We start from the raw sequence: 18,918 nt of genomic DNA, 5'->3' as shown, positions 1-18,918 counted from the left end.
GCGTATATTTTTCAGTTGTATAATGAATGTTCCCTTTTTCTTTTTCCAATAATAAGTTTGAAAATACATAAGCAAAATTATTGTATAAAAAAGTCAGTTGGCGTATAATCAAATCAAAGGTCAAAGAAAGTCAAACATTTGGAGGACTGTAAAGATGGACTTAAATCAAATGACAACAAAAACACAAGAGGCGATTATGAGTGCCCAATCTTTAGCGGTATCTCATCATCATCAAGAAGTAGATACTGTTCATCTCTTATTTACATTATTAGAAGAGCAAGATGGGTTAGCAGTGCGTATTTTTCAAAAAATGAATGTCGATATAGAAGCGTTAAAGCAAGGCGTCGAAAGTTTAATTAAGAAAAAACCTTCTGTAACGGGAAGCGGTGCAGAAGTAGGAAAATTATATATAACAGGTGCTCTGCAACAACTACTTGTAAGAGCAGGAAAAGAAGCAGAGAAATTGCAAGATGACTACATTTCAGTTGAACATGTATTGCTTGCTTTTTCAGAAGAAAAAGGCGATATAAATCAATTACTTACAAGATTTCACATTACGAAAGATAACTTATTACAGTCTTTAATGACAGTTCGGGGGAATCAAAGAGTGACTAGTCAAAATCCAGAAGCAACTTATGAAGCGTTAGAAAAATATGGTCGTGATTTAGTGGCGGAAGTGAGAGCAGGGAAAATTGATCCTGTTATCGGTCGCGATAGTGAAATTCGACGTGTAATCCGCATTCTTTCACGTAAAACGAAAAACAACCCGGTTTTAATTGGTGAACCCGGTGTTGGTAAAACAGCAATCGTTGAAGGATTAGCACAGCGTATTGTGAAGAAGGATGTACCAGAAGGATTAAAAGATAGAACAATCTTCGCATTAGATATGAGTGCGCTTGTAGCTGGAGCGAAATTCCGTGGTGAGTTTGAAGAGCGTCTGCAAGCTGTATTAAATGAAATTAAAAAGAGTGAAGGTCGCATTTTATTATTCATTGATGAACTTCACACAATCGTCGGTGCTGGTAAAACAGAAGGTGCGATGGACGCAGGAAATATGTTAAAACCGATGCTTGCGCGTGGTGAATTGCATTGTATCGGGGCGACAACGTTAGATGAGTATCGTAAATATATTGAGAAAGATCCAGCGCTAGAAAGACGTTTCCAACAAGTATTAGCAGAAGAACCAACTGTTGAAGATACAATTTCCATTTTACGTGGTTTAAAAGAGCGCTTTGAAATTTATCATGGTGTAAATATTCATGACCGCGCGATTGTAGCAGCATCCGTTTTATCAGATCGATATATTTCGGATCGTTTCTTACCAGATAAAGCGATTGATCTTGTTGACGAAGCGTGCGCAACGATTCGAACAGAGATTGATTCTATGCCAACAGAATTAGATGAAGTAACGCGTCGTATTATGCAGCTGGAAATTGAAGAAGCGGCTCTTGGAAAAGAGAAGGACTTTGGTAGCCAAGAACGCCTGAAAACGTTGCAACTTGAATTGTCAGATTTAAAAGAAGTTGCAAGTGGTATGAGAGCGAAATGGGAGAAAGAAAAAGAAGACATTCATAAAGTGCGTGACTTACGTGAACATTTAGAGCGCTTGCGCCGTGAGTTAGAAGAAGCAGAAGGAAATTACGATTTAAATAAAGCAGCTGAACTTCGTCACGGGAAAATTCCAGCTATCGAAAAAGAGTTAAAAGAAGCGGAAGAAATGGGTGCACATAATAAACAAGAGAATCGCTTATTACGTGAGGAAGTAAGTGAAGAAGAGATTGCTGATATTGTTTCACGCTGGACTGGTATTCCTGTCGCAAAACTCGTTGAAGGTGAACGCGAGAAATTACTACGCTTAGAGCAAATTTTATCAGAGCGTGTCATCGGACAAGAGGAAGCGGTAAGCTTAGTATCAGACGCAGTTCTTCGTGCACGCGCTGGTATTAAAGACCCGAACCGTCCAATTGGTTCCTTCATCTTTTTAGGACCGACAGGTGTTGGTAAAACAGAACTTGCAAAAACGTTAGCACAGTCTTTATTCGATAGTGAAGAGCAAATGATTCGTATCGACATGTCTGAGTATATGGAGAAACACGCTGTGTCACGCTTAATTGGTGCGCCTCCTGGATATGTTGGGTATGAAGAGGGCGGTCAATTAACAGAAGCGGTAAGACGTAAACCGTATTCAGTTATTTTGTTAGACGAAATCGAAAAAGCACATCCAGAAGTATTCAACATTTTATTACAAATGTTAGATGATGGACGCATTACAGATTCGCAAGGACGTACAGTAGACTTTAAAAATACGGTTATTATTATGACTTCAAATATTGGATCTGCTCATTTGTTAGATGGATTAGAAGCAGATGGCTCAATTAAAGAGGAATCAAGAGAACTTGTAATGGGGCAATTAAGAGGACATTTCCGACCAGAGTTTTTAAACCGTGTCGATGAAATTATTTTATTCAAACCTCTTACAACGAATGAAATTAAAGGTATTGTTGATAAAATTGTAAAAGAATTACAAGGTCGTTTAGCTGACCGTCATATTACAGTAGAATTAACAGACGCAGCGAGAGAATTTGTTGTAGAAGCTGGCTTTGATCCGATGTACGGAGCTCGTCCATTAAAACGATATGTACAGCGTCAAGTTGAGACGAAATTAGCGAGAGAATTAATTGCAGGAACAATTACTGATAACAGTCACGTAGTTGTTGATGTGGAAAATAACGAATTAGTCGTTCATGTAAAGTAAAATAAAAAAGAGTTCGGATAAAATCCGGACTCTTTTTTAGTGTTGTTCTACTGGCTCGTTTGGAATTGTAGCTGAAATTGCTAGTACGAATACCGCAAGAACAACTGAGAAAATAGACGCTTGGTTAAAATCGTATGTACCGCCAGTCATAGAGCCGATTACGTAGCTCATCATATGTACAAGCGCGAACGACCAAATTAATGCCCAAATGAAACGCATATTTTACACCTCTATTCGTTCAATCTGTCCTTATTGTAACACAATTGAAAAAAGAATATAGAAAAATATTTGTAGATTTTTCAACGCAAATTCGCATTCCGTTCATACATTATAGAAGAGTACTTTTATACGTTTAGAAAATAAGGCGGGGGAAAAATGAGTATTACGGAACGTTTTTTTTACTTAGAAAAAGAACCATGTGTCATTTATTTACCGGAGAAGCCAAATGGATTTTCTGTTATGCTTCTCGGTGATTATAACTACTTTATTGAGAATGGTACAAGTTTATGGACACAGCATGCAGGTAGATCTTATTTTTTACATGGCCTTATTGAGGAAGGCTACACGGTCTTTTCCTCTAATTTATACGGAAGACATTGGGGAAACGACCAATCTGTTCGTCTAGCAAAACGTTTATATGATGTTGTTTTGAGAAAAGAGACATTAAATGCGAAAATGCACATTATGGCAGATGGTATGGGTGCACTTGTAGCACTTGAAATGATGAACAAATACCCTGAATGTATACGCTCTGTCGTTATGTTAAATCCGTGTTTAGATTTACCAGAATATGTGGAGTTTGAAAAAGAGCATAAGTTTTTTTACAAAAGATTAGTGAAGGAATTAAGTTTGGCGTATGATTCCAAAGAAGAAGAATTAGAATCCAAAATAAATAAGAAATCATTTACGCTTCTTCCATCTTGTGTACCTGTTAAAGTTTTCGTATCAACACAAGAAAAAAGAGGAAGAAAACAGTTGTTACGTAAATATGAGAAAATGAGGCAATTCAATCAATGCGATACTTCTGTCTTATTCCATCTGCAAGATGTGAAATATAAAATGGTTAGGCAAACGACTGATTTCTTTAAAAAATATGAAGAAGAATTGTGAAGCTCCCATATACATAAATGAGGAGCTATTTGTTTCAAGGAGAAAGGGTTGGTGGTATGGAGCGCGTGCTAATTATAGGTGGACTTACGTTTGTAGGTTATCACCTTGTGAATAAAATGATTGCAGAAGAAGTAGAAGTGTACGGTCTTGATTTTGATGAATTCGAGAATATGACAAAAATTAATGAAGAGAAGTTATTGTTGATTGGACGAAATGCGTTATTTACGTATTATTCGATAAGAGATGAAGATGGATGGAAATTAGTAGAAGGAGAGAAGTTCGATACGGTTTACTTTTGCTTGTATGAGCCAAATCAACAAAGTGGTTTTCGGAATGAAAGAGTTATATTACAGTATTTAAAGCGGATTATAAGACTGTGTACAGAACAGAAAGTGAAGTTAAATCTAATTTCTTCTATTGAAGTAGGAAACGCAGATGAATCTGAAAATAAACGTTTATTTTTGAAAGTGGAAGAAGGATTGAAAAAAGGAGAGGCACCATATAGTGTATTTCGAGTTCCTACATTATATGGGCCATGGCAACCATCTTTTATGATGTATCATCAGCTCATTTTATCAGAACTGGATGAGAAAGAGTGCCATTATGCGAGTGAGGAGAATGGAAGTGATCTATTGTACGTGGAAGATGTATGTGAATACTTATGGGAAAATGGAATGAACGAGGAGCATCTCGGCATATACAATTTACTTAGTGGTAAAAAGTCATTATGGAAAAAAGGTATGAACCTTTTACGGGCAACGGATAAAGAGAATAAAAAGAATGAGGAAGAACGAAATGATGCTGTCGAGGTTATTTCGATAAAAAGAAATACCCCGTTAGAATACGGTTTAAATAAACAATTGGCACATATGAAAAAATATAAAGAGTTATACGAAGGATAGCGAGCGTGTTACACTATGTATGTGAAAGTTTTAATGGAGAGGAAGAACATAATATGAATGAGAAAAGCATGCAATTTTTACAAATCGCAATGAAGCATTTACCAGAAGCAAAGGCCATCTTAGATTCGAATGGAATTGCGCTTGATATGGAGAAAGCACAACCAGTATTAGAGTTATTGATGAAAGTTATGAACGAAGCATATGAGCTTGGGAAAGCAGATAAAGAATAAAACTTTCTTTTTTGGAAGGGAAGAGAGGCTCGAACCGTGGATAGAAGCGGTTCGGGCCTTTTTATATTTCAAAAGAAACAGGAAAGGTATGTTTCTGTTTCTTTTAATAAACAATAAAGTGAATAATGCTGGATTTATGGTTTAGCTGAAATATATTCTAGACAAAAATACATTTATGTTTTAAAATTAGTACCAAGTCATAATAATTGATATAAAACGGAGGGCTGCGATGTGAACGTGGGCATTTTAGGGATCGGAAGATATGTGCCAGAAAAAGTAGTCACAAATCACGATTTAGAGAAAATCGTAGATACATCTGATGAATGGATTCGTACGAGAACGGGAATTGCAGAAAGACGCATTGCCGATGATACAATAGATACTTCATATATGGCGGTAGAGGCTTCTAAAAAAGCACTTGAAGATGCCGGGATTAACGGAGAGGATATCGACCTGATTTTAGTGGCAACAGTAACACCAGATCGCGCATTCCCAGCAGTAGCTTGTGTCATTCAAGAAGCCATTGGCGCAAAACACGCAGCCGCAATGGATTTAAGTGCAGCGTGTGCTGGTTTTATGTACGGAATGATTACAGCGCAGCAATTTATTCAAACGGGAACTTATAAAAATGTATTAGTAGTTGGTAGTGATAAACTATCTAAAATTGTAGACTGGAATGATCGAAATACAGCAGTACTATTTGGAGACGGAGCCGGTGCAATCGTAATGGGGGCTGTTTCAGAAGGAAGAGGCGTTCTATCTTTCGAATTAGGAGCAGACGGAAGCGGCGGTAAGCATCTTTATCAAGACGAGTATGTTATGATGAACGGCAGAGAAGTCTTTAAATTTGCTGTTCGCCAACTTGGTGATTCCTGTCTTCGCGTGTTAGAAAAAGCGGGACTTACGAAAGAGGATGTGGATTTTTTAGTACCACATCAAGCGAATATTCGTATTATGGAATCTGCAAGAGAGAGATTAAATTTACCGCAAGAAAAAATGAGTATGACAATTGAAAAGTTTGGTAATACATCAGCTTCTTCAATTCCAATTGCAATGGTAGAGGAATTGCAAAATGGACGTATTCAAGATGGTGATTTAATTATACTTGTTGGTTTCGGCGGCGGATTAACATGGGGAGCAGTTGCTCTTCGTTGGGGTAAATAAGGACTGAGAGAAAAAAAGGAGTGTATTTTGTATGGAGAAAAAGAGGGTCGTAATTACAGGACTAGGAGCTGTTACACCGATCGGAACAGATGTTGAAACAGCGTGGGAAAACATTAAAAAGGGTGTATCTGGAATCAGACGACTTACAAGAATTGATCCGGAACTGTTTCCAGCAAAAGTAGCAGCAGAAATTAACGACTTTGAAGTCGAGAAATATATTGATAAAAAAGAAGCGCGCCGTATGGATCGCTTTACACAATATGCAGTAGCAGCAGCGAAAATGGCAGTTGCAGATGCAAAGCTTGAAATTACAGAAGAAAACGGACCTCGAATTGGTGTATGGATTGGTTCTGGTATTGGCGGTATGGAAACATACGAAGAACAATTTAAGATTTTTACTGAGAAAGGTCCGCGCCGCGTGAGTCCATTCTTCGTACCGATGATGATTCCAGATATGGCAGCAGGTCAAGTATCGATCGCAACAGGAGCAAAAGGAATTAACACTTGTTCTGTAACGGCTTGTGCATCTGGTGCAAACTCAATTGGTGATGCATTTAAAGCAATTCAACGCGGTGATGCTGATGCAATGATAACAGGCGGAGCAGAAGCGCCGTTAACAAGTATGGCATTTGCAGGATTTAGTTCAGCGAAAGCATTAACATTTAATGAAGACCCAGCAACAGCTTGCCGTCCATTTGATAAAAACCGTAGTGGTTTCGTAATGGGTGAAGGTTCAGGTATTTTAATTCTTGAAGAATTAGAGCACGCATTAGCTCGTGGTGCTCACATTTATGCGGAAATCGCTGGTTACGGTGCAACTGGTGATGCATTCCATATTACAATGCCGGCTCCTGGCGGTGAAGGCGGCGTGCGTGCAATGCGTCAAGCTTTAGCAGATGCAGGTCTACAGCCAGAAGATATTGATTACATTAATGCGCACGGTACAAGTACGGATGCGAATGAAAAGTATGAAACGATGGCAATTAAAGAAACGTTCGGTGAGCATGCGTACAAAGTAGCAATTAGCTCAACGAAATCAATGACAGGTCACTTATTAGGAGCAGCTGGTGCTGTTGAAGCGATCTTCTCAATTAAATCAATTACAGACGGAGTAATCCCTCCAACAATTAACTATGAAACACCAGATCCAGAATGTGACTTAGATTACGTACCGAATAAAGCGAGACAACAAGAAGTAAATGCAGTATTAAGTAACTCACTAGGATTCGGTGGTCATAACGCAGTATTAGTATTTAAATCGTATAAATAATAGATGAGCTAAGGAGTTTTTTCGCACTATATTGCGAAAAAACTCCTTATTTATTTTTACGCCTTTTTCCCCTTTTGCATATACATAAGAAAAAGGAGGGATAAAGATGGGGATTGTTGAAACTGCTGAGTGGTTACATCTATATTATGGACGGCCAGAAAAGCTGTGTGAAAAGTTTACGAAGTATATCCCGCTGCCAAAAGAAAGGTTGTATCGCTTTTTAATTTCTAAAGGTATGTACCGCCCAGTTATACGAGGAGAACAAGAAGTAAAAGAGTTAGAGGAAAAGGAAGTTTGGAAAGAGTTACGTACGGAGTATGAGAAACTGAAAACCTGGTTAAAAGGTCCAGATGTCCCTGTCTTTATTTTATTATCAGATTCCTATAATCGAACTATACAAGAAGAGTATAACGGTAGGGCGGGATTATCTATGCGTCACGTTATTTTCTTATTCGTATGTGGACGGAATTCGGTGGAAGAATTAAAGGTGTTATTGGCACATGAATATCATCACATATGCAGGTTACATCAAATTGAGACGAAAGAAACAGAATATACATTACTTGATACGATGATTATGGAAGGGCTAGCTGAGCAAGCGGTAACGGAAAGATATTCAGAAAAAAACAATGCACCGTGGACGATGTATCTTTCAAAAGAAGAGGCTATTTATTATTGGAAAAATGTTGTACATGAAAGAATAAGTATAAAACGAGGAACAAGGGAGCACGACATCTTATTAAATGGATTTCACTCTTATCCAAAGATGCTTGGCTATGCGCTTGGATTTCATATTGTCAAAGATTGTGTAACATTGGAAGGAGAAGATACACTTTCTTTATTATCTATAGATGCAAAAGAAATATTGAATAAAGCAAATACATTTCATATATAAAAAACAGGAGCTCTATCTCCTGTTTTTTTTAGTATTAATAGAAGAAAAAATAATAATTAGAATATATTTCCTTAGGTGGAATAAAGTTAAGAAAAATTGAACATAATGATTGATACAAACAGTAGTGAAGTGAGGGGTAGTGAATGTTATATCTACATGATGTATGGGTAAATTGGTTTGAAGGTGAAGAGAATGGGTATAACGTTTGTCATTTTTACGAATGGCGGAAAGATGATACGATTGAGCTATTAGATCAAGTGCCATTATTAAAAGTAGATGCCACATTATATCATTACATCGAGGACGAATTGTTAGAGCTTCCGCAAAAATTGTTGGAAGACGTACATCATAAGGCATATATTCGTAAAAATCATGAACGTTTGCAGCAAGAGTATTGCTTTGTTGTTACAGATGGAAAAGGAATTATTGCGATCGACACAATTGGTTACAATGTACCAATTCGAAAAAGCAGACTTATACCGCGCCAAGAGCAGATGGTATATGAGATGGTAGAAAACGTACAAGCAGAAAAGTATGAGTTCCAAGTAGAAGAAATGGAAAAAGAACATCATATTTTATCACCATCACCTTTCATTATGAATGGCTTAACTCGTAAAGAAAGACAGCTTAAACAATTATTATTTATGGCGTTAGATCAATTACATACAACGAAAAACACAGCAGAAATTCGCTATTGGTTCACAGAGTGGGATCCATCAGCATACGGAATGGTTCAACATATGGAATTTGAAGATATTTGGGCTAAACTGTATGATGAAGCGAAAACAGGCTGGTCTGAGAAGCACGAACAATTATGCGAGCGTCTCGTAAAAGGACAGCCATTTTTTGAAAAGTTATGGGAAATGGAAAACGAGCAAAAGGTAAATTAAAAAAACCGCCAATTGGCGGTTTTTTTAATTTGTTGTAACTTAGCTCCGGCGGCAAGCTCTTCGTGTCTAAGAACCTTCCGCATAAGAAGACAAAAAGCGTCTTCTATGCGAAAGAACCTTAGCCAGTCAGAGCTGAACGAGCTGCCTCCGCTTTTATAGAAATCCAGCTCCAGCGGCAAGAATGTTCGGTGGCTTCGCGCCTTCCTGCGAGGCAAAAAGCGCCTCTACGTCAGGAGCTCCATCCCCCTCACATTCTAAGCGAGCCGCTTCCGCTTTATAAGTTACCTACGTTTTCTGCTTAGTCCCATTGCGTTTTCTACTTTGCGTAGTTGTTTGAATGCAACGCGGTTTGCTTTTTCTGCACCTTTGTCTAGAATTTCGTCTAGTTCTGGTGAGTTGATTAGTTCGTTATATTTGTCTTGGATTGGACGAATTGCTTCTACGACTACTGCTGCTAGGTCGCCTTTGAAGTCTCCGTATCCTTTTCCTTCGTACATTGCTTCTATTTCTTCAACTGTTTTTCCAGAGAATGAAGAGTAGATTGTTAATAAGTTAGAGATTCCAGGTTTGTTTTCTTTATCAAATTTCACGATACCTTCAGAATCAGTTACAGCACTTTTAATTTTCTTTTCAATTGTTTTTGGTTCATCAAGCATACTGATCATTGCTTTTGGATTCGGATCAGATTTACTCATTTTTTTCGTAGGTTCTGTTAATGACATAACGCGAGCTCCTACTTTTGGAATACGAATTTCAGGAACAGTGAACACTTCACGGAAGCGTTTGTTGAAACGCTCTGCTAGGTCGCGTGTTAATTCCATATGTTGTTTTTGATCATCACCAACAGGTACGATTTCAGTGTTGTAAAGTAAAATATCAGCAGCCATTAATGGTGGATACGTTAGTAATCCAGCTGGAACTGAATCTCTACCAGAAGATTTATCTTTGTATTGCGTCATACGCTCTAATTCTCCAACGTAAGCAACTGATTGCATAATCCATCCTAGTTGAGCGTGTGCTGGTACTTCTGATTGTACAAATAAAGTAGCTTTTTCAGGATCGATGCCACATGCTACATAAAGTGCAGCAAGACTGCGAATGTTTTTACGAAGTTGTACGGGATCTTGAGGTACTGTAATCGCATGTTGGTTTACAATACAGAAATAACAGTCGTGTTCATTTTGAAGCTCTGTAAATTGCTTCATAGCTCCTAAATAGTTTCCAAGTGTAATCGTTCCACTCGGCTGAATACCAGAAAAGATAACTGACATAAGTAATTCCTCCTAAATTTGAATGCGTGATGGGGAAGAGAAGGCAAACAAAAAAGCCCATTCATCCCAAAAACTATAGGGACGAATGGACCGCGGTACCACCCTAATTATTTCACTACTGTGAAATCTCTCTAATCCATAATAACGTTTGGATATAACGCCAAAGCCTACTACTTTCGGTTCGGTTTGGTGCTCAAAAGCCCATTCCATACTGCGCAATTACTTGTTCACACCAGCCACAAGCTCTCTGAAATTGCCTCAATATGTACTCTTCTTTATCATCGCATACATATAAATTTATTTATTGTTACCTAAGCTCTTTTAATATGAAAGAACTAAAGTTTTATAACAAAATGTTTTGCTGATTATTATATCATATGGGATAGTGTTTGCAAACTACATCAAAATAGTAAAGCTAATGAGGGTCGAGAACAACCCAAGAACGATACCGGTAATGCAAATTGGATACGTCCATTTGAATGAATATGTTTTATAAATACGTTCTTTCTTATCGACAGGTTCCTCTACTTCTTCAATTAAAGACTCAATTTTTTTGTTCGTACCAAATACTCTTTGGAAGGCGTAAATTGTTACGTTAAAAAATCCATTTTGAAATATGAATAAAAAACCGCCTATAAGAATAAAAAATAGTGCGACATAAAACGATATATTGACAAAATTCAACAAAAATTGCGATGAAACGAGGAATGCGCCAATACTAGAAGCGATTATCGCTATGGAAATTAGTATACAAGTATGAAAAAAAACTTTATTCAAAATGTTCCCCTCCGTCAAAATATTACTAGAATTATTATACTATAAAAGCTATAATATGTACTAGAATTAATTTTTTGAAAATTATACGCAATTAAAGGTCTGATTTCAAGATGATGGTAGCAATGTTAACGTATCCCTTTACAAAAAAATAAAAAAATAAACATTTTATTAAAAATTTTAACAAAAAAACAAAAAACTATATTCACAATTGTTATATTATATGTATAATGAAAATTGTAGAAACTTGGAGATTATTCTTTCAATTCTACATTTTTACAAGTGAGGGTACAGGAAGTGCAATTAGGGGAGGCAACACAACATGAAGAAAAAGATACCGTTATTACTTGCATCGACGTTGACTGTCAGTATGTTAGGAGCTTGTAGTTACCAAAAAGAGGATAATAAAGCAGGCGCAAAAGAAAAATCCTCAAACAAGCAAGTGTTAAATCTAACCGAGACAGCTGAAATCCCAACTATGGATACGACGTTATCAACAGATGCAGCATCTTCTAACATCATGAATAACACAATGGAAGGATTATATCGTCTGGGGAAAGACGATAAGCTTGTTCCAGGTGTCGCTAAATCTTATGAGAAATCAGAAGATGGCAAAAAGTATGTATTTAAGTTACGTGAAGATGCGAAATGGTCTAATGGTGAACCTGTAACAGCGAAAGACTTCGTTTATTCTTGGCGAAGAGCTGTAGATTCAAACACGGGTGCCAAGTTTGCTTACATACTATTTGATGTTAAAAATGCGGAGAAAGTTAACAAAAAAGAATTACCAGTTGAAGAACTTGGTGTAAAGGCAATTGATGATCATACACTTGAAGTGGAATTAGATAACCCTGTTCCTTATTTTGTAAGTTTAACAGTCTATCCAACATTGTATCCTTTGAATGAGAAGTTTGTAACAGAACAAGGAGCAAAATTTGGATTAGAATCCAATACGACACTTTATAATGGTCCATTCGTATTAAATGAATGGAAGCATGAACGAAGTTTCCAACTTAAGAAAAATCCAACGTATTGGGAAAATAAAGAAGTAAAACTTGAGGAAATAAACTTCAATATTGTTAAGGATCGTTCAACTGCTATAAATTTATATGAAACGAAAGCAATTGATCGTGTAGTCTTAACATCAGAGTTTGTAGACAAATACAAATCAGATGCTGACTTTAAAACGATTAAGAGACCATCTACACAATTTATTCGCTTAAATGAAAAGAATAAATTTTTAGCAAATAAAAATATCCGAAAAGCAATTGCAATGTCCTTTGAGCGTGAAAATATCGGGAAAGTTATCTTAAACGATGGTTCAGAGGGGATATATGGTTTTGTTCCGAAAGGCTTAGCAAAAGGTCCGAATGGAAAAGACTTCCGTGAAGAAAACGGAAAGCTTATAAAAGAGGATATTAAAGAAGCTCAAAAATACTGGGAAGCTGGTAAAAAAGAACTTGGTGTAGACAAAGTAGAGTTAGAGCTATTAAACTTTGATACTGATGATGCTAAAAAAATCGGAGAGTATTTAAAAGGCCAATTTGAAAAGAACTTACCAGGTTTAACAGTTTCAACAAAAATGCAGCCATTTGCACAAAAATTAAAACTTGAAGCAAGTGGAGATTACGCAATGTCATACGCGGGATGGAGTCCAGATTATATGGATCCAATGTCATTCCTTGAAATGTATACGACAGGTAATGCGCAAAACAAAGTAAATTACGCAAATGCAGCGTATGATGATTTAATTAAAAAAGCGAAAACAGAAGTTGATGTACAAGCTCGCTGGGATGCATTATTACAAGCAGAAAAACAACTGCTTGAAGATGCAGCGATTGCTCCAGTATATCAACCAGGAAAAGCTTATTTACAACGTGGCTCAATTACTGGCCTATTAGAACATAAATATGGCGGAGAATTTAGCTATAAGTGGGTTGAACTAAAAAACTAAAAATGGTTTCCATCATGAATAAGGGTATATGCCTATGATGGGCATATGCTCTTATTTTAAAAAAATAAAAGTAAGAATATTTTAAACTATCTTATTGCTTTTGAGAAAAACGGGGAGGTGCTTGACTATGGGACGTTATGTATTAAAACGTTTCGTGTACATGGCTTTGACATTATTTTTAATTACTACACTGACTTTCTTTTTGATGAAATTACTTCCGGGTTCTCCGCTTAAAAACCAGGAGAAACTATCACCGGCACAAAAAGAAATTATTCTTGAAAAATATGGCTTAAATGATCCAGTACCAGTTCAATATGCACGTTACTTAGGTAACTTAGCAAAAGGTGATTTAGGGGTATCATTCCAATATGATAACCGTCCAGTAACAGATATGATTGTGGATCGTATTGGACCATCAGCACAACTTGGTTTACAAGCGATTATATTAGGAACATTTATCGGTTTAATTTTAGGAATCGTTGCGGCACTTCGTAACAATACGTGGGTCGATTATGGGGCGACAATTATTTCCGTACTCGGGATGTCGGTACCATCGTTCGTATTCGCCGCATTACTACAATATTTCGTAGGGGTAAAACTTGGGTGGTTCCCAGTAGCATTCTGGAAAGGACCAGAGTTTACCGTAATGCCTACAATCGCTTTATCGATGGCAGTTATCGCAACAATCGCACGTTTTGCTCGTGCAGAGTTAATTGAAGTTATGCAAGCTGATTACATTTTAACAGCGAAAGCGAAAGGAATTAGCCAAGGTGTTATCATTATTAAACACGCACTTCGTAACGCGTTAATTCCAGTAGTAACAATTTTAGGGCCAATGGTTGCAGGTTTAATTACAGGGACATTAGTTATTGAGCAAATTTATGCTGTACCAGGACTAGGGGAACAGTTCGTTAAATCTATTACAGTGAATGACTATACAGTTATTATGGGAACTACAATTTTCTATAGTGCAATTTTCATCTTAGTTATTTTCATTGTCGATATTTTATACGGAATTATTGATCCTCGTATTCGTTTAGCGGGAGGGAAAAAATGATGAAAGATGTACAAAAATTATCTCCAGATTTATTTCAACAAGCCAATCAAAATAATGTTGATAATGAAGTCATTGCCCGTCCAAGCTTAACGTTTTGGCAAGATGTAAGAAGACGTTTGTTCCAACATAAAGGAGCAATGTTCGGTTTCGTTTTATTAGCGCTTATTATATTACTAGCAATCTTAGGACCGATGGTAAGTAAGCATTCTTATAAAGAGCAAGACTTAGGTCGTGCGAAATTACCACCGAAAATTCCTGTTATTGAAAATGTTCATTGGCTACCATTTGACGGTACGGATCAATATGGTGTTGACCAATATGAAAAACGTGATATTAAAGAGTATTTCTGGTTTGGTACAGATGATCTTGGCCGCGATTTATGGACAAGAACATGGGAAGGTACGCGTGTATCATTATATATCGCTCTTTTAGCAGCGGCGATTGACTTAGTAATTGGGGTTGCTTATGGAGGTATTTCAGCGTTCTATGGCGGTAGAGTAGATAATATTATGCAACGTGTTATGGAGATTATTAACGGTATTCCATACTTAATCATCGTTATTTTAATGGTAATCATTATGGGATCTGGTATATGGTCAATTACACTAGCAATGGCGATTACAGGTTGGATAGGGATGTCACGTATCGTTCGTGGACAAATCCTGAAATTAAAAAATCAAGAATATGTATTAGCATCTCGTACATTAGGTGCAACAAATACACAGTTAATTGTAAAACACTTAATCCCGAACGTAATGGGACCAATTATCGTAATGACAATGTTTACAATTCCAACAGCAGTGTTTGGTGAGGCGTTCTTAAGCTTTATCGGTTTAGGTATTCAGCCACCATTCGCATCACTTGGTTCTCTTGTAAACGATGGTTATAAATCAATTCAAACGTATCCACATATGATGTTCATCCCAGCGGTTGTCATCAGTATGTTAATCTTAGCATTCAACTTAATGGCAGACGGATTACGCGACGCGTTAGATCCAAAAATGCGTAAGTAAAAGAGGGGAGAAGTAAAAATGAAAACATTGCTAGAGGTAAAAGATTTGCAAGTCTCCTTTGATACACATGCAGGTGAAGTACAAGCTGTACGCGGTGTTACTTTTGATTTAAAAAAAGGAGAAACATTAGCGATTGTAGGAGAATCTGGTTCTGGTAAATCAGTTACTTCTAAAGCGTTAATGGGATTAATTCCGAATCCTCCAGGGCGTATTAAAAACGGTGAAATCATATTTGAAGGTCGTGATTTAACGAAACTGACAGAAAAAGAAATGCAGCAAGTGCGCGGGAAAGATATCGCGATGATTTTCCAAGATCCAATGACATCATTAAATCCAACGATGACAATTGGGAATCAAATTATGGAAGGTCTTATTAAACACCAAGGGATGAGTAAAGCAGACGCACGTAAAGTTGCGTTAGAATTAATCGACCTTGTAGGTATTCCGAATCCAGAAGCGCGTTTAAAACAATATCCTCACCAATTCTCAGGTGGTATGAGACAGCGTGTAGTTATTGCGATGGCGTTAGCTTGTAACCCGAAATTATTAATTGCCGATGAGCCGACAACAGCGCTAGACGTTACAATTCAGGCGCAAATTTTAGAGCTTATGAAGGACATTCAGCAAAAAACAGAAGCGGCAATCATTTTCATTACACATGACTTAGGTGTAGTGGCAAACGTTGCGGACCGCGTAGCAGTTATGTACGCAGGTAAAGTTGTTGAAATTGGAACGGTTGATGAAATTTTCTACAATCCAAAACATCCATACACTTGGGGCTTAATCGCATCTATGCCAAGTTTAGATGGTTCAGAAGAAGAGTTATACGCAATCCCTGGAACGCCTCCAGATTTATTAAAGCCGCCAAAGGGAGATGCTTTTGCACCACGTAATCCACAGGCATTGAAAATTGATTTTGAAATGGACCCACCTTTATTTAAAGTAAGTGATACACACTATGCGGCAACTTGGTTACTTCACGAGCAAGCTCCAGAAGTAAAACCACCGGCAGTCGTTGAAAAACGTATTCTTCAAATGAAAGCAGGTGAACAACATGACTAAACAACGTGAGAAATTAATTGAAGTAAAAAATGTAAAACAGCACTTCGACGTGAGTGGTGGTGTTGTCAAAGCGGTTAATGATATTTCATTTGATATTTACCGCGGAGAAACATTTGGTCTTGTAGGAGAATCAGGTTGTGGTAAATCGACAACTGGAAGAACGATTATTCGTTTATATGATGCAACTGCTGGTGAAGTGTTGTTCGATGGTGAAAATGTACATGGTAAAAAATCACGTGCAGAGCTGAAGAAATTCAACCGTAAAATGCAAATGATTTTCCAAGATCCATATGCATCATTAAACCCTCGTATGACAGTAGGGGATATTATTGCAGAAGGTATTGATATTCACGGACTAGCAAAAGGCAAAAAAGAGCGTATGGACCGTGTTCATGAATTATTAATCACAGTTGGTTTAAATAAAGAGCACGCAAACCGTTTCCCGCATGAATTCTCAGGTGGACAACGTCAACGTATCGGTATCGCTCGCGCACTTGCTGTAGAGCCTGAATTTATCATTGCCGATGAGCCAATCTCAGCATTTATCAATGGTAAAATACATTAGTGACCGCATCGGCGTAATGTACCGTGGTCAAATCGTTGAGCTAACAACAAGTGAAGAGTTATATGCGAATCCAATTCATCCATATACGAAATCACTATTATCAGCAATTCCGCTTCCAGATCCAGATTATGAGCGCAATCGTAAACGTATCGTATACGATCCATCTCAGCATGATTATGCTAGTGAAGCACCAACAATGCGTGAAATTCGCCCAGGACATTTCGTATTATGTTCTGAAGCAGAGTATAAGAAATATAAAGAGATTTATCAATAATAAAAAGAGCCATTCTTCCGTTACAGAAGAATGGCTCTTTTTCTACTATATAAACAGTTGTATTGTTAACATTTGTCGGTAAGTGAATATAAATGTTATCTACCAATGAATGCACCTTAATTAAACGAGTATTATTGTGCCTGAACAGAAACAATTTCCTCTTGTTCTTCAGGCTTAACGAGTGCATAACGTTCCCACGCTCTACTTTTCCAGCGGAAGAACATAATAATGGCACGTGTCCATTCATCAATAGCAATCGCTAACCAAATACCAACGAGCCCCATATCTAAATGGAAGGCGAAAAAGTAACCGAGTGGTAAACTCATTAACACCATAGAGAATGCTCCGATTAAAACCGGATACTTTGCATCACCAGCTGCGCGAAGTGAATTGATAATGACGATATTCATCGTACGTCCCGTTTCAAGTAGCACACTTAGTAAAAGAACTGACGCACCTAACGTAATAATGTGCGGATTATCTGTAAATAGTCCCATTAATTGTGTACGGAATGTAACGACGAGAGCGACCATACATAAAGTGACGCCAATTGCCCATTTTACACTTTTCCATACGCGTTCATACGCTTCATCTTTTTCACCACCGCCAACGAGGCGTCCGATAATAATGGCTGTTCCCATACCGATCGCAATCGCGAATAAATAAGTGAACATAGAAATGTTCGTAGCGTATTGTCTAGCCGCTAATGATTCCGTTCCTAAGTATGTTGCATAGTATAAGAAGACAATTTGGCAAGCTTGATACATAACCTGCTCAAATGCAGATGGAATCCCGATTTTTAAAATTTTTCCGATGTATTCCTTTGATAAGGTGAAGTAATATTGTAATTTCACACGGTATTCCATAACGCGGTACAGTAACCAGAAGAAAACGATAAGTGCGATAAGTCGGCTGACAGCAGAAGAAATGGCAGCCCCTTGTACACCGAGTTCTGGGAAACCAAATTTCCCGAAAATGAGTACGTAGTTTCCAGCGATATGAATAATATTCATTCCAAGTGAAATAAACATCGCTTGCTTTGTGAAGCCGTGTACGCGGATAATTGCGGCTAATGAATTAATAATAGCTTGAAGGAAAATAGCGCCTCCGACGATGGATAAATAGTTTTGCGCATACATGAGTACATCGCCTTGTAAGTTCATTGCCATCATCATATGTTTTGAAAATAAAAGAAAACCAGCGCTTATAATGAGTCCGACCACTAAATTTAATGTGACGGCTAAAGCTGATATTTTAGATGCTTCCATAAAACGTTTGGAACCGAGGTATTGAGATACGACGATAGCTGCGCCGTTCCCGATGACTTCTAGTACCAAAATAGCGATATGGAGATATTGATTCGCTGCAACAACTTCTAGAAACAATAGGCCATGTTAATAAGAATAAACTTAATTTCTCTGTCGGCCCGTTTTTTGCCTGAATTGCTGCCATGTCCGTCCCCTCTTTACCGATATCTATTTTTAGCAAGGTGTATCGTAACATACTTTCTTATCCTTTGCACTCATTTTAACCTACATATCTTTATTATGAAGGGAGCGCTATTTTATGATAAAAAGAGAAGGATAATTATGCGGAAAGTATTATGAAATATAAAATTTATTTTCCTCTGATAATTTAGAAAAATATAAAAATATTTATTTTCAACACTTTAGTAAGGATAATCAGCAATATGAAACGTTTACAAAGGTATATTTTTAACAGGAAATTTTAA

15 protein-coding genes, 2 pseudogenes and 1 other annotated feature are annotated in these 18,918 nt (G+C 37.3%); of the genes and pseudogenes, 13 read left to right on the top strand and 4 right to left on the bottom strand.

Annotated features, from left to right (window positions below; all coding sequences use genetic code 11):
- Positions 1–154 precede the first annotated feature (154 nt).
- Positions 155–2,755 (top strand): ATP-dependent chaperone ClpB, encoded by a 2,601-nt coding sequence (gene clpB / locus DN394_RS19985; protein WP_046958316.1) that lies wholly within the window; start codon positions 155–157, stop codon positions 2,753–2,755.
- Positions 2,756–2,791: 36 nt separating this feature from the next.
- On the opposite strand, the gene DN394_RS19980 is transcribed toward clpB, so the two are convergent.
- Entirely contained in the window at positions 2,792–2,974 is a 183-nt protein-coding gene (locus tag DN394_RS19980; protein ID WP_001211110.1) for a YjzD family protein, read from the bottom strand.
- Positions 2,975–3,130: 156 nt separating this feature from the next.
- On the opposite strand from DN394_RS19980, the gene DN394_RS19975 reads away from it, so the two are divergent.
- The 7 genes from DN394_RS19975 (at position 3,131) to DN394_RS19945 (ending at position 9,216) form a co-directional block, all read left to right on the top strand.
- Entirely contained in the window at positions 3,131–3,865 is a 735-nt protein-coding gene (locus DN394_RS19975) for a lipase family protein (RefSeq protein ID WP_000028707.1), read from the top strand.
- A 29-nt stretch (positions 3,866–3,894) separates the two neighbouring features.
- Positions 3,895–4,767 carry an NAD-dependent epimerase/dehydratase family protein gene (locus tag DN394_RS19970; RefSeq protein ID WP_141545409.1) on the top strand — a complete coding sequence of 291 codons (873 nt, stop codon included), beginning with the start codon at positions 3,895–3,897 and terminating at the stop codon, positions 4,765–4,767.
- Between the two features lie 53 nt (positions 4,768–4,820).
- A complete protein-coding gene (locus DN394_RS19965; protein WP_001003337.1) occupies positions 4,821–4,997 on the top strand; it encodes a ComZ family protein in 177 nt (58 codons plus the stop codon).
- A 231-nt stretch (positions 4,998–5,228) separates the two neighbouring features.
- On the top strand, positions 5,229–6,161 hold the full coding sequence (gene fabH, locus DN394_RS19960; RefSeq protein ID WP_097918337.1) for a beta-ketoacyl-ACP synthase III: 933 nt from the start codon (positions 5,229–5,231) through the stop codon (positions 6,159–6,161).
- A gap of 31 nt (positions 6,162–6,192) precedes the next feature.
- Positions 6,193–7,431: a beta-ketoacyl-ACP synthase II gene (gene fabF / locus DN394_RS19955; RefSeq protein ID WP_000412646.1), complete on the top strand. Its 1,239-nt coding sequence runs from the start codon at positions 6,193–6,195 to the stop codon at positions 7,429–7,431.
- Positions 7,432–7,537: 106 nt separating this feature from the next.
- The gene (locus DN394_RS19950; RefSeq protein ID WP_046957009.1) at positions 7,538–8,326 is read left to right on the top strand and encodes a DUF2268 domain-containing putative Zn-dependent protease; all 789 of its coding nucleotides are present in this window, start codon (positions 7,538–7,540) and stop codon (positions 8,324–8,326) included.
- Positions 8,327–8,469: 143 nt separating this feature from the next.
- Positions 8,470–9,216, top strand: a complete 747-nt coding sequence (locus DN394_RS19945; RefSeq protein WP_000966116.1) for a YjbA family protein — start codon at positions 8,470–8,472, stop codon at positions 9,214–9,216.
- A 281-nt stretch (positions 9,217–9,497) separates the two neighbouring features.
- Here DN394_RS19945 and trpS read toward each other — a convergent pair whose 3' ends face one another.
- Both trpS and DN394_RS19935 read right to left on the bottom strand, forming a co-directional pair.
- Positions 9,498–10,487, bottom strand: coding sequence for a tryptophan--tRNA ligase (gene trpS, locus DN394_RS19940; protein ID WP_000110998.1), 990 nt, complete (start codon positions 10,485–10,487; stop codon positions 9,498–9,500).
- 74 nt (positions 10,488–10,561) lie between these two features.
- Positions 10,562–10,778, bottom strand: a binding site (T-box leader).
- Positions 10,779–10,883: 105 nt separating this feature from the next.
- Positions 10,884–11,264: a DUF3899 domain-containing protein gene (locus tag DN394_RS19935; protein ID WP_001045006.1), complete on the bottom strand. Its 381-nt coding sequence runs from the start codon at positions 11,262–11,264 to the stop codon at positions 10,884–10,886.
- Between the two features lie 319 nt (positions 11,265–11,583).
- On the opposite strand from DN394_RS19935, the gene DN394_RS19925 reads away from it, so the two are divergent.
- From DN394_RS19925 to DN394_RS19905, 5 genes and pseudogenes are all read left to right on the top strand, one after another.
- Positions 11,584–13,215 carry a peptide ABC transporter substrate-binding protein gene (locus tag DN394_RS19925; protein ID WP_098092300.1) on the top strand — a complete coding sequence of 544 codons (1,632 nt, stop codon included), beginning with the start codon at positions 11,584–11,586 and terminating at the stop codon, positions 13,213–13,215.
- 127 nt (positions 13,216–13,342) lie between these two features.
- Complete coding sequence (gene opp3b / locus DN394_RS19920) at positions 13,343–14,272, top strand: oligopeptide ABC transporter permease (RefSeq protein ID WP_000534165.1); 930 nt, start codon at positions 13,343–13,345, stop codon at positions 14,270–14,272.
- Complete coding sequence (opp3C, locus tag DN394_RS19915; RefSeq protein ID WP_000974096.1) at positions 14,269–15,285, top strand: oligopeptide ABC transporter permease; 1,017 nt, start codon at positions 14,269–14,271, stop codon at positions 15,283–15,285. The genes opp3b and opp3C overlap by 4 nt, the downstream gene beginning before the upstream one ends.
- 18 nt (positions 15,286–15,303) lie before the next feature.
- Positions 15,304–16,347: an ABC transporter ATP-binding protein gene (locus DN394_RS19910; RefSeq protein ID WP_046958313.1), complete on the top strand. Its 1,044-nt coding sequence runs from the start codon at positions 15,304–15,306 to the stop codon at positions 16,345–16,347.
- Positions 16,340–17,186, top strand: a pseudogene (locus DN394_RS19905) (ABC transporter ATP-binding protein). Before DN394_RS19910 ends, DN394_RS19905 begins: the two are co-directional and overlap by 8 nt.
- 131 nt (positions 17,187–17,317) lie before the next feature.
- Here DN394_RS19905 and DN394_RS19900 read toward each other — a convergent pair.
- A pseudogene (locus tag DN394_RS19900) lies at positions 17,318–18,689 on the bottom strand (MATE family efflux transporter).
- Positions 18,690–18,918 lie beyond the last annotated feature (229 nt).

Origin of the sequence: Bacillus sp. BB081 (assembly GCF_008368895.1) — a bacterium.
Taxonomy (GTDB): domain Bacteria; phylum Bacillota; class Bacilli; order Bacillales; family Bacillaceae_G; genus Bacillus_A; species Bacillus_A wiedmannii.
The sequence above is the reverse complement of the archived record's forward strand: the minus strand, read 5'-3'. Positions and strand labels throughout refer to the sequence as shown.

Coding starts and splice junctions, on each gene's coding strand:
- clpB (WP_046958316.1), top strand. CDS start 155: ATGGACTTAAATCAAATGACAACAAAAACACAAGAGGCGATTATGAGT.
- DN394_RS19980 (WP_001211110.1), bottom strand. CDS start 2,974: ATGCGTTTCATTTGGGCATTAATTTGGTCGTTCGCGCTTGTACATATG.
- fabF (WP_000412646.1), top strand. CDS start 6,193: ATGGAGAAAAAGAGGGTCGTAATTACAGGACTAGGAGCTGTTACACCG.
- opp3b (WP_000534165.1), top strand. CDS start 13,343: ATGGGACGTTATGTATTAAAACGTTTCGTGTACATGGCTTTGACATTA.
- DN394_RS19925 (WP_098092300.1), top strand. CDS start 11,584: ATGAAGAAAAAGATACCGTTATTACTTGCATCGACGTTGACTGTCAGT.
- DN394_RS19910 (WP_046958313.1), top strand. CDS start 15,304: ATGAAAACATTGCTAGAGGTAAAAGATTTGCAAGTCTCCTTTGATACA.
- DN394_RS19965 (WP_001003337.1), top strand. CDS start 4,821: ATGAATGAGAAAAGCATGCAATTTTTACAAATCGCAATGAAGCATTTA.
- DN394_RS19975 (WP_000028707.1), top strand. CDS start 3,131: ATGAGTATTACGGAACGTTTTTTTTACTTAGAAAAAGAACCATGTGTC.
- DN394_RS19950 (WP_046957009.1), top strand. CDS start 7,538: ATGGGGATTGTTGAAACTGCTGAGTGGTTACATCTATATTATGGACGG.
- opp3C (WP_000974096.1), top strand. CDS start 14,269: ATGATGAAAGATGTACAAAAATTATCTCCAGATTTATTTCAACAAGCC.
- DN394_RS19945 (WP_000966116.1), top strand. CDS start 8,470: ATGTTATATCTACATGATGTATGGGTAAATTGGTTTGAAGGTGAAGAG.
- trpS (WP_000110998.1), bottom strand. CDS start 10,487: ATGTCAGTTATCTTTTCTGGTATTCAGCCGAGTGGAACGATTACACTT.